This window comes from Aeromonas sp. 600276 (genome assembly GCF_049175815.1).
GTDB classification, from domain to species: domain Bacteria; phylum Pseudomonadota; class Gammaproteobacteria; order Enterobacterales; family Aeromonadaceae; genus Aeromonas; species Aeromonas dhakensis.
This window is the reverse complement of record NZ_JAAKVU010000002.1, coordinates 246,838-257,408: the sequence shown is the minus strand read 5'-3', so window position 1 is coordinate 257,408 and position 10,571 is coordinate 246,838. Positions and strand designations below refer to the sequence as shown.

At 62.5% G+C, this 10,571-nt stretch carries 8 protein-coding genes; 5 read left to right on the top strand and 3 right to left on the bottom strand.

Features of this window, described 5'->3' with window-relative positions:
* Positions 1–12: 12 nt before the first annotated feature.
* Entirely contained in the window at positions 13–474 is a 462-nt protein-coding gene (rtxC, locus tag G5134_RS03285; RefSeq protein WP_010634639.1) for an RTX toxin-activating lysine-acyltransferase RtxC, read from the bottom strand.
* A 20-nt stretch (positions 475–494) separates the two neighbouring features.
* Positions 495–893, bottom strand: coding sequence for a peptide chain release factor 1 (locus G5134_RS03280; RefSeq protein WP_080689684.1), 399 nt, complete (start codon positions 891–893; stop codon positions 495–497).
* Positions 894–1,200: 307 nt separating this feature from the next.
* Between G5134_RS03280 and G5134_RS03275 the strand changes: the two genes are divergently transcribed.
* The 5 genes from G5134_RS03275 (at position 1,201) to G5134_RS03255 (ending at position 8,995) form a co-directional block, all read left to right on the top strand.
* Positions 1,201–3,288 carry a peptidase domain-containing ABC transporter gene (locus G5134_RS03275; protein WP_065018235.1) on the top strand — a complete coding sequence of 696 codons (2,088 nt, stop codon included), beginning with the start codon at positions 1,201–1,203 and terminating at the stop codon, positions 3,286–3,288.
* Positions 3,285–4,649, top strand: coding sequence for an HlyD family type I secretion periplasmic adaptor subunit (locus G5134_RS03270; RefSeq protein ID WP_065018234.1), 1,365 nt, complete (start codon positions 3,285–3,287; stop codon positions 4,647–4,649). Before G5134_RS03275 ends, G5134_RS03270 begins: the two co-directional genes overlap by 4 nt.
* 2 nt (positions 4,650–4,651) lie before the next feature.
* The gene (locus tag G5134_RS03265; RefSeq protein WP_421231864.1) at positions 4,652–6,811 is read left to right on the top strand and encodes a type I secretion system permease/ATPase; all 2,160 of its coding nucleotides are present in this window, start codon (positions 4,652–4,654) and stop codon (positions 6,809–6,811) included.
* A 127-nt stretch (positions 6,812–6,938) separates the two neighbouring features.
* Complete coding sequence (locus tag G5134_RS03260) at positions 6,939–7,613, top strand: response regulator transcription factor (RefSeq protein ID WP_010634645.1); 675 nt, start codon at positions 6,939–6,941, stop codon at positions 7,611–7,613.
* Positions 7,613–8,995, top strand: a complete 1,383-nt coding sequence (locus tag G5134_RS03255; RefSeq protein WP_005298736.1) for an ATP-binding protein — start codon at positions 7,613–7,615, stop codon at positions 8,993–8,995. Before G5134_RS03260 ends, G5134_RS03255 begins: the two co-directional genes overlap by 1 nt.
* A gap of 312 nt (positions 8,996–9,307) precedes the next feature.
* On the opposite strand, the gene glk is transcribed toward G5134_RS03255, so the two are convergent.
* Positions 9,308–10,276 (bottom strand): glucokinase, encoded by a 969-nt coding sequence (gene glk, locus G5134_RS03250; RefSeq protein ID WP_260750715.1) that lies wholly within the window; start codon positions 10,274–10,276, stop codon positions 9,308–9,310.
* Positions 10,277–10,571 lie beyond the last annotated feature (295 nt).

Sequence of the window (10,571 nt, the reverse complement as noted above, 5' to 3'; positions counted from 1 at the left end):
AACTCATTATGATTAAATGGAAAACCACTGCACCCTGCGAACACATTGACCATGCTCGGCATGAACATGACCACGCACGGTGCAGACCCGCTGCCCTTTCCATGGCAAGAATATCCGGCGACGCAGATCGCTCACCACGGCGCGGGCATGTCCGTATGGCGCTATCATCTCCGGAATAAAAATATGGTCGCCGGATTGCCAATCCTCACGGATCAGCTCGCGCTCGGCGGCCAGCAAGGTGTTACGAATGGATAAAGAGACAAACGCCCAGTTACAAAATGCAACCGGGCGTCCGTGTGAGTCTTCATAATAGCAGAACTGGTTCAACTCAAATGCTGGCAATATACGTTGCTGCCACTCGGCGACGGAATAACGCCGGTGCAGGGAGGAGTGCTGACTGAGCAGCATGACTCCTCCCAACATATGTTGTTTTTGTTGCCAGTTCGGTTCCGTTGGTTGCAATACCAAGTGCATTGACTCCCCAAACCGGAAATTTATTTCTTCTTGCGCGGTGCAGCCTGTGCTGTGGCGGCAGGAGCGCTTTCCTGCGCGTCGGCAGGGGCGGCCGGGATCAGGCCTGCGGCAATCAGCTTGTCGAACTCGGCGGCCATGCGCGGATCTTCAAGCATGTTTTTTATCATTGAAACCATATACATAAAGCCAGCAGCCGGCATGTGGACCGTCTGTTTCAGCGCCAGCTCATTGTCACTTTCCGCCATGACGCCCTGCGCCATCTTGAGCGGATCCTGCCCGACGAAATAGAGGGAAAAAATACCCTTGTTGTAGTTGACGCTGGATACTGTCTGTACAAACTGCTCTGTCATATAAATTCCATTATCAATAAATATAAGGTAAAACAAAAAACAAAAATCCCGCCAAAGATAAATCAACATGGCGCTAACATCTCATTTTTCGCTATATTTACCATATTTGAAAATATTAGCCGATTCAATTAAACAATGATTCAAAAATAGAGTAATTACGTCAAAATAAATATCAATGAACTCATTAAGGTTAATAGAGGCACACCTCTTGGGAACACGTCAGGATATATGGGCTCAATAATTTATTATGGAGTTTGTCAGTGTATATAAAATTTGACAGGGAATTATCGGCTCGTTAGTATGCGCGCCCTGCCTGCAACAGGTCACCTTGCCCCATATAAACAGGAGGGGTTTAAACGCGGCAACGGGGTATATTATGACTGCGCATGACGAGTCTGTTTTGGCATGCTTGAAGATTATTACCGGATTATTGGGCTGTCCCCCTAAAGATATAGATATCACGCCAGACGAACCCTTTGATATTATTATCGATAGGCTGCAGCAGCAGACCGACAGCCGGATCCGCCAACGTCACATTGCTCCCCGCAAACTCGCCAAACAGACGCTCCCCCTGGTGCTGCTCAGTGACAGCGGCGCCCCCTTCGTGCTGGCCCAGCGCCAGGGGGAGCAGGCCTTGATCCTGGATCCCGCCGTCGGCAACCCGCAGATCATCGACCAGCAGGAATTGCTGGCTCGCTGGAACGGGCGTGTCTATGAAGTGCGCAGGCAACAGAGCCGCTTTGACATCCGCTGGTTCATTCCCGCCTTCCTGCAGCAGAAGCGGCTGCTGGGGGAGATACTGCTCTTTTCACTGGTCTTGCAGCTCCTGGCGCTGATCTCCCCGCTCTTTTTTCAGGTCGTCATGGACAAGGTGCTGGTGCATCAGGCCTGGTCGACGCTGGACGTGCTGGTGTTCGGGCTGCTGATCACCGCCCTGGTGGAGGTCTGTCTGCGCGGGTTGCGGGAGTATCAGTACGCCCACACCGCCAACCGGATCGACATACAGCTCGGCCTGCGCATGGTGCAGCACCTGTTTGCCCTGCCCCTGCTCTATTTCAAGAGCCGCCAGGTAGGCGCCATCGTGACCCGGGTGCAGGAGCTCAACACCATCCGCGAGTTCCTGACTGGCACCATGTTCACCCTGACGGTGGACGTGCTGTTCATGTTCGTCTTCCTGGCGGTCATGGCCAGCCTCTCCGGCATGCTGACCCTGGTGATCCTGCTCTCTATCCCCGCCTATGTGTTGATCGCCTGGTGGATCACCCCGCGCATGCAGCATGCGGTCGAACAGCAGTTCGGCCACGCCGCCGCCAACACCGCCTTCTTGAACGAGACGGTCGCCGGCGCCGAGACCCTCAAGAGCCTGGCGCTGGAGCCGCGCTTCGTGCGGCGCTGGGATGAGCAGACCAGCCAGATGGTGACCGCCGGTTACCGGGTGCAGCAGCTCAACAACGCCTCCCAGCACGGCGTCATGTGGCTGCAAAAACTGGTGAGCGCCGGCGTGCTCTGGCTCGGCGCGAGCGAGGTGATCAGCCTGCAGCTCACCATAGGCCAGCTCATCGCCTTCAACATGATGGCCGGCCACGTGGCCCAGCCCCTGTCACGGCTGGTGGAGCTGTGGGGCCAGTTCATCCAGACCCGGATCGCGGTAGACAAATTGGGTGACATGCTCAACCTGCCCCCCGAGCATCAGCGTGACGGCGCGGGTCAGGTGAGTGCCGGCGCCATTCAACTGGAGCGGGTGCGCTTTCGCTATCAGCCGGACGCCCCCCTCATCATCGATGATCTCTCCCTGACCATAGCGCCCGGTGAAACGCTGGGGGTGGTCGGCGGCTCAGGCTCGGGCAAGAGCACCCTGGCCAGGTTGCTGCTGCGCCTCTATCAACCCGAGCAGGGCGAGATCTTCATCGACGGCCAGCCCATCCGCCAGCTCCCCCTCCACCACCTGCGCCAGCAGATGGGGGTGGTGCTGCAGGAGAACCACCTGTTCAACAAGTCGGTACGGGACAACATCGCCCAGTCGGTGCCCCATGCCAGCCTGGACCAGATCATCCGGGCCGCCACCCTGGCCGGCGCCCACGACTTCATTCTGCGGCTGCCCCTTGGCTATGACACAGTGCTGGCGGAGGGGGGCAGCTCGCTCTCCGGCGGCCAGCGCCAGCGCCTCGCCATCGCCCGCACCCTGCTGGCCGACCCCAGGATCCTCATCTTCGACGAGGCCACCAGCGCCCTCGACGATGAGTCGCAGGCCCTGATCCAGCGCAACATGCGCCAGATCGCCTGCGGCCGCACCGTCATCACCATTGCCCACCGTCTCTCCACCGTGCGCCAGTGCGACCGCATCATCGTCCTGCAACGCGGCAAGATAGTGGAGCAGGGCGACCATGCCAGCCTGCTGGCGCGAGGAGAGCACTACGCCCGGCTGTGGCGACTGCAGCAGGACTTGCACGAGGAGACCCCATGAATCTGCGTACCTGGCTGGCCCGCTTTCGCCAACCCCGTCCACCCCGGCAGGCGGATACCCACTACGGCTTTCTGCCGGCCCACCTGGCGCTGGCCGAGACGCCCCCCTCTCCCTTTGCCCGCATCACGGCGCTGACCCTCAGTGCCGGCGTGCTGCTGACCCTGCTGTGGGCCTGCTGGGGCGAGCTCGACATCCAGGCCACCGCCAGCGGCCGCCTGCTGGTGCTTGGCCGCAGCCAGCTGATCCAGTCCTACGAGCAGGCCAGGGTGGTGACCATCCACGTGGAAGACGGTCAGGTGGTGGCCGCTGATGCGCCGCTGCTGACCCTCAATACCCTGGGGGTCAGCCAGGATCTGAGCCGCTTGCGACAGCAGCAGGCCTTCCAGTACCAGACGCTGATCCGCTACCAGGCGCTTTACCGGGAGCAGACACCCGACCAGCATCCCGACTATGCCAGGCTCACCCCGGAGCAGCAGCAGGCACTGGTAGAGAACTACCAGAGCGAGCTGCACGAATTTCACAGCACCCTCAGCAATCTGCAGGCCGAACTCGGGGTCAACCAGGCCAACCAGGCCGCCAGGCGAGGCGACATGGCCTCCCTCACTACCCTGCTGGCCAACATCCGGCCCCGCCTGCAGGCCCGTCAGACCCTGAGCCAGTCCCAGGCCATCTCCCGGGTGGAGTATCTGGAGCAGGAAAAAGAGCTGCTGGAGACCCAGCGCCAGCTCGCCCAGCAGCGGGCAGAGCTGGAGGTGCTGCAATCCCAGCAGCAGAGCCTGCAGGAGCGGCTGGCCGGCTTCAAGGCACAGAAACAACGGGAGTGGATCGAGAAGCGCCAGCAGGCCAGGCTGCAGCTGACCGCCATCGAGCAGGAACTCGCCAAACTGCGCGAGCGGGAGCACCTGGAGGTGATCCGCGCCCCCGTGGCCGGCACGGTGCAGCAGCTGGCCATTCACACCCAGGGCGCCGTGGTGCAGCCAGCCCAGCAGTTGCTGGTCATCGTACCCAACGAAGGGGTGCAGCTCGCCGAGGTGAAGATCCTCAACAAGGACATCGGCTTCGTGCACGAGGGGCAGGCGGTGAGCATCAAGGTGGACGCCTTCCCCTACACCCGCTACGGCACCATTGATGGCGAGCTGGTGAGCGTGTCGCGCGACGCCACCGCCGATGAGCAGCTGGGGCTGGTCTTTGCCGCCAGGGTCAAGCTGAGCCAGGGCGAGATGCTGATCGACAACCAGCCCGTCAGGCTCACTCCGGGCATGTCGGTGGTGGCGGAGATCAAGACCGACCGGCGCCGGGTCATCGACTACCTGCTGAGCCCCATTCGCGAGTATCAGGCCGAGGCGCTGCGGGAGCGATGAAGATGGACCAAACCCACGCCGCCGACCGCGCTCCCGTCGCCAATGGCGCCCTCGCCGCCCTCACCCACGCGGCCCATCAACTGATGCTGACCGCCGATGCCGATCAGCTGGCCCACGCCCTGGGTTGCGATCTGGCACCGCCCGACCTGACGGTGCGGGAAGCCGCCGCCCACCTTGGCCTGCGCAGTGCCCTGTCACAGGGGCCGGGCTGCCCGCTCGCGGCGCTGCCGCTGCCGGCCTTGCTCAAGCGGGATGGCCGCTGGTACACCATCACTGCCATCACGCCAGCGGGCTGGCAGCTGTTTGATCCCGCCAGCGGCACCAGCAGCCTGCAGCCGCTGCCGAGTCCGGCCCTGGCGGCGCAGTGGCACTTTCTGTTGCTGGCCCAGCAGGATCTCACCCCGGCCGAGGTCAAGTTCGGGCTTGGCTGGTTCAGCCCGGCGGTGCTGCGCCAGCAGAAACAGCTGCGGGACGTCTTCTGCTTCGCCATTCTGCTGCAGCTCATCGCCCTCGCCAGCCCGCTGCTGTTCGAGAACATCATCGACAAGGTGCTGGTGGGACGCAGCCTCGGCAGCCTGCATGTGCTGGCTCTGGCCATGGTGGCGCTGGCCTGCGCCGAGCCGCTCTACGGCTTTCTGCGCGGCCAGGTGTTCGGCCACCTGGCCAACCAGGTCAATGCCGAGCTCTCCGGCAAGCTCTATCGCCATCTGGTCGGCCTGCCCATCGGCTACTTCAAGACCCGCCAGACCGGCCAGATCATCACCCGGGTCAAGGAGATGGCCCAGATCCGTCAGTTCCTCACCGGCTCGACCCTGATGCTGGTGCTGGATCTGCTGTTCATCCTGCTGTTCGTCGGGGTCATGTTTCACTATGCCCCGCGCCTGACCGCCTGCGTGCTGGGCTCGCTGCTGATCTACTTCCTGCTCTGGTTGCTGATAGGCCCCCTGGTGCGCAAGAAGGTCGAGGCGGAGTATCAGGCGGACGCCGATGCCACCAGCTTCCTGACCGAGGCGGTCACCGGCATCGAAACCATCAAGACCACGGCCACCGAACGCCGCTTCTACCAGGAGTGGCAACGCCTGCTGGCACGTCAGCTCAGGCGCGGTTTTCAGGCCAGGAAGGTGGGGCTGGCGGCCGGCCAGGGTATCGACCTGGTACAAAAGCTCACTGCCGCCCTGCTGCTCTGGCTTGGCGTCGGCGAGGTACTGAACGGCCGCATGAGCCCGGGAGAACTGGTCGCCTTCAACATGCTGGCTGGTCACGTCACCCAGCCGGTGCTGCGCCTTGCCCAGGTGTGGCAGGATTTTCAGCACACCCTGATCGCCCTGCGCCGGGTCGGCGACATCCTCGACGAGGCACCGGAGCATGGCAACCACGGGCTCGCCTCCGTGCCAGCCCTTCAAGGCGCCATCGAGTTTCGCCACATCCGCTTTCGTTACCAGCCGGATGCCCCCGAGGTGCTGGCCAACCTCTCCTTCGCCATCGAGCCGGGGCAGTTTATCGGCATCACGGGCCCGTCCGGCTGCGGCAAGAGCACCCTCACCCGCTTGCTGCAACGGCTCTATGTGCCCCAACATGGTCAGGTGCTGGTGGACAACATGGATCTCGCCATCGCCGATCCCGTCTCCCTGCGTCGCAACATGAGCGTGGTGCTGCAGGAGAGCGTGCTTTTCTCCGGCACCATCGCCGACAACATCCGCATCTGCCGCCCCGATGCCACTCAGCCCGAGCTGGAGCAGGCGGCGCAGCTGGCCGGCGCCCTCACCTTCATTCGCGAGCTGCCGCAGGGCTTCGAGCAACAGGTGGGAGAGAAGGGAGCCCGCCTGTCGGGCGGGCAGCGCCAGCGCATCGCCCTGGCCCGCGCCCTGCTGGTCAACCCCAGGATCCTGCTGCTCGACGAGGCCACCTCGGCCCTCGACTATGAGTCGGAAGCGGCCATCATGGCCAACATGCCGGCCATCCGCCGCGGCCGCACCCTCATCAGCATCGCCCATCGCCTCAATACCCTGCGCGAGGCGGACCGCATCCTGGTGATGGAGGCGGGGCAGATAGTGGAGTCGGGCAGCCACCATGAACTGCTGGCTCGCGAGGGGCTCTATGCCAGGCTGTGGCGCCAGCAGACCTCTGATGACGAGCTCGCGGCCATGGCCCGCACCGGCTAATGACTGGGTTGTGAATAATGGCGGGCTGATTCAGTCCCGATACAGGCGGGGCTGTTAGGATCCAGATTGACTCTCCCCGTCATAAGCCCTCTAATTGACAGCCTGGATCCCCATGATCGCGCACCTTATGAAAATTTTGTTGGTCGAAGACGACAAGCTGCTCAATCACCACCTCACCACCCTGCTGACCGAAGCCCAGAATCAGGTGCACAGCACCGAGAGCGCCCAGGTGGCGCTCCATTACGCCGCCGACTACCCCATCGACGTGGCCATCATCGATCTGGGCCTGCCGGACATGGACGGTCTGCAGCTCATCCGCCAGTTGCGCGAGCAGCAGATCCCCTTCCCCATCATCGTATTGACCGCCCGTGGCAACTGGCAGGACAAGGTGGAGGGGCTGGAAGCGGGGGCGGACGACTACCTGGTCAAGCCGTTCCAGAAGGACGAACTGCTGGCCCGCCTCAATGCCCTGGTGCGCCGCAGCGCCGGTTTCATCTCTCCCAGGGTCAAGGCTGGCGACTACGAGCTGGATCTCTCCCGCAAGGAGCTGACCATCGCCGGTACGCCGGTGGTGCTCACCAGCTTTGAGTACCTCATCCTCGAATACCTGATGCGCAACGCCCGCCAGGTGGTCTCCAAGCAGCAGCTGCTGGATCAGCTCTACGGCGACGGCGAGGGGGACCCCAACACCATAGAGGTGATGGTGAGCCGGCTGCGCAAGAAGCTGGATCCGGAGGGGCTCATCCAACCCATCTCCACCATCCGCCGCCAGGGCTACATCTTCAATCTGTCGTGCAGCTGATGGGCTTTCGTCTGCCGCGCCCCATGCGCTTCATCCGCCGCTCGCTGCACATCAAGCTGATGCTGAGCGCCATGCTGGTCATCGCGCTCATCATGTCCTTCTCGGTCTACATCCTCTATCTGGGCCACACCGATGAGCAGGCCCAGAAGGCCAGCACCCGCATGCAGGAGAATCTCTCCAAGCTGTTCTCCTCCAAGATGCCGGACGCCCAGGCCAGCACGGATCTGGGCCGGCTCACTCCGGATGCCATCGACCCCAACCTTGATACCCTGATCTGCCGGGCCGACGGCCAGCTGAGCTGGTCCAGCCTGCACATGCCGGAGGTGATCCAGGTCAAGGACTCCATCTGTGACGATCTGATGAAGTACCTGGGCGGGCTGGATCAGGACTACTTCTTCAAGCGCCTCACCATCAAGAATGGCGAGAGCTACTTCATCTACAGCCTGCGCTTCTTGCGCAACCACGGTGACGGCCCCACCACCTATTACGTGGTGATGGTCGATTCCGCCAAGCGCTACCTGCTGCAGACCCGCGACTACCTCTACCAGTGCATCCGCCAGGCCCTGCTCGCCTACGCCCTGCTCGGCGCTCTGCTGCTGCTCACCAGCTTCTGGAGCCTGGGCTCCCTGCGCACTATGGCGCGCCAGATCGACGAGATCCGGGCCGGCAAGCGGGAGGCGCTCTCCAACGACTATGAGCGGGAGCTGACGCCGCTGACCGAGTCGGTCAACCAGCTGCTGGAGAACGAGCGCCAGCAGACCCAGCGCTACCAGCATGCCCTCAACGACCTGGCCCACAGTCTGAAAACCCGGCTGGCGCTGATCCAGATGACGGCGCAGGAGGTCAAGCTCGGGCGCGACATTCACGACAACATCAATGAGCAGATCCTGACCATGGATCAGATCATCCAGTACCAGCTGCGCCGCGCCGTCACCGGCCGCAAGCGCCTCGCCAGCAAGGGGACCGAGCCGGTGCCCCTCATCGAGAAGCTGCTGGCCAGCCTCGCCAAGGTCTATCGCCACAAGAAGCTGCAAACCCGCTTCAAGTTCGACGACGACGTCTTCTTCGCCGGTGAGCAGGGGGACCTGATGGAGCTGATGGGCAACCTGCTCGACAACGCCTTCAAGTTCGCCATCAGCGAGATCAAAGTGACGGTGAGCCGCCGGCTCGACCGACTGCGGATCGAGATCGAGGACGACGGCCCCGGCATCGACCCGGGCAAGTCGCAGCAGATCTTCCAGCGCGGGGTGCGCGCCGACAGCTCCCCCGGCCAGGGGATCGGGCTGGCGGTGGTCACCGAAATCGTGCACAGCTACGGCGGCCAGATCATGGTGGACGAGTCCCCGCTCGGCGGCGCCCGCTTCACCCTCGACCTGCCCTGAGGCCATCTCTGCCCACCCAGTGCGCCTGCCAACCGGCAGGCGCACTGCATTGTGGCCCCGCCACCTCACACAGACCCGGCTGCCGCCATCGCCAGCAAAACAGGCCGGCAGTAAACGGCGGGCATAAAAAAACCGGCCGCAAGGGCCGGTGAAACAGTTCAGGCTTGTCAGGTGACAAACGCACCCAGCGGATGAAGAGAAGTCCCAATTCCTTATGGCGCCCTCTCTTCTTGAGTACGTAGGGACACTCTACGCCACGGTCACTGAATCAAGGCTGAACCATGTCCATTGCGTCACCCGCCCTGCCGTTGCTTACAACTTGATGCCCAGCGACTGGCGCAGATAGGCGCCGGCACCGAGCAGGCCCGGCCCTTCATGGGTGATGAGGAAGACCGGGATATCCTTGAGGTAGGATTTGAAACGTCCCTTGTCTTCGAAGGCCACCCGAAAACCCGAGCCAATGAAGAACTCCTGGAAGCGCGGCACTATGCCACCGGCGATGTAGACGCCGCCGAAGGTGCCCATGTTGAGCGCCAGGTTGCCGGCAAAACGGCCCATCAGCACGCAGAACAGGCTCAAGGTGCGACGGCAGTCCAGGCACTCGCCCGCCAGCGCGCGCTCGGTGATGTCCTTGGGTTCGAACGCCTGCGGCTCGCGGCCATCTGACTTCACCAGACCGCGGTAGATGTTGACGAGGCCGGGGCCGGAGAGCAGCCGCTCGGCCGAGACGTGGCCCAGCTCGGCGCGCATCACCTGCAGCACCGCATCCTCCTCTTCGCTGTTGGCGGCAAAATCCACGTGACCGCCCTCGCCCGGCAGGCTCAGCCACTGCTCACCCGCCTGCACCAGGTGGGCGACGCCAAGGCCGGTACCGGCCCCGTAGATGGCGATGGGCTTGCCGGCCACAGGGGCCGCGCCACCCAGCTGGATGCGATCGCTCTCCCCCAGCACCGGCACCGCCATGGAGACGGCGGTAAAATCGTTGATCACCTGCAGCCGGGTCAGCCCCAGATTGGCCTGCATCTCGCTGATAGAGAACTCCCAGCTGTGGTTGGTCATGGCGACCCAGTCGCCGTTGATGGGGCAGGCGATGGCGATGCAGGCTTCGCTCACCTGCACCTTGTGCTCATCCAGATAGAGGCGAACCACGGCTTCGAGAGTGGGATGGGCCAGCCCGGAATAGGTCTTGGCCTGGGAAATGGTGCCGGTTGCCAGCTCGCACAGGGCCAACCGGGCATTGGTGCCGCCTACGTCGCCGACCAGCGCATGGGTATGCTGCATAAAACAACTCCTTCGTTACTGGGGTCGGGGCGGCCGTTACCGTCCCGCACTTATTATTTGGTGCCAATTCTACCCGAGCCCCTCCCCTTGCGGCGCGTTTGATGGGTGCAACTGTGCGCCCGCTCACAGTGTTGTTGCTTTGCAACATTTGTAAGCGCTTTCACGGAATGACTGGAAGTTTGTAACCAAAACAACGAAATAATTAGACATGAGTCATACTTTGCAGGGCCGAGATTAGTTTCGATAAGAGCTTGTCTTGTATAGTCATCAAGTTGATTGGAAACCTGCTTAGCCA

Bases quoted from the DNA above. Each gene is read 5' to 3' on its own strand.
- rtxC (WP_010634639.1), bottom strand. From the start codon at position 474: ATGCACTTGGTATTGCAACCAACGGAACCGAACTGGCAACAAAAACAA.
- G5134_RS03280 (WP_080689684.1), bottom strand. From the start codon at position 893: ATGTTGATTTATCTTTGGCGGGATTTTTGTTTTTTGTTTTACCTTATA.
- G5134_RS03275 (WP_065018235.1), top strand. From the start codon at position 1,201: ATGACTGCGCATGACGAGTCTGTTTTGGCATGCTTGAAGATTATTACC.
- G5134_RS03270 (WP_065018234.1), top strand. From the start codon at position 3,285: ATGAATCTGCGTACCTGGCTGGCCCGCTTTCGCCAACCCCGTCCACCC.
- G5134_RS03265 (WP_421231864.1), top strand. From the start codon at position 4,652: ATGGACCAAACCCACGCCGCCGACCGCGCTCCCGTCGCCAATGGCGCC.
- G5134_RS03260 (WP_010634645.1), top strand. From the start codon at position 6,939: ATGAAAATTTTGTTGGTCGAAGACGACAAGCTGCTCAATCACCACCTC.
- G5134_RS03255 (WP_005298736.1), top strand. From the start codon at position 7,613: ATGGGCTTTCGTCTGCCGCGCCCCATGCGCTTCATCCGCCGCTCGCTG.
- glk (WP_260750715.1), bottom strand. From the start codon at position 10,276: ATGCAGCATACCCATGCGCTGGTCGGCGACGTAGGCGGCACCAATGCC.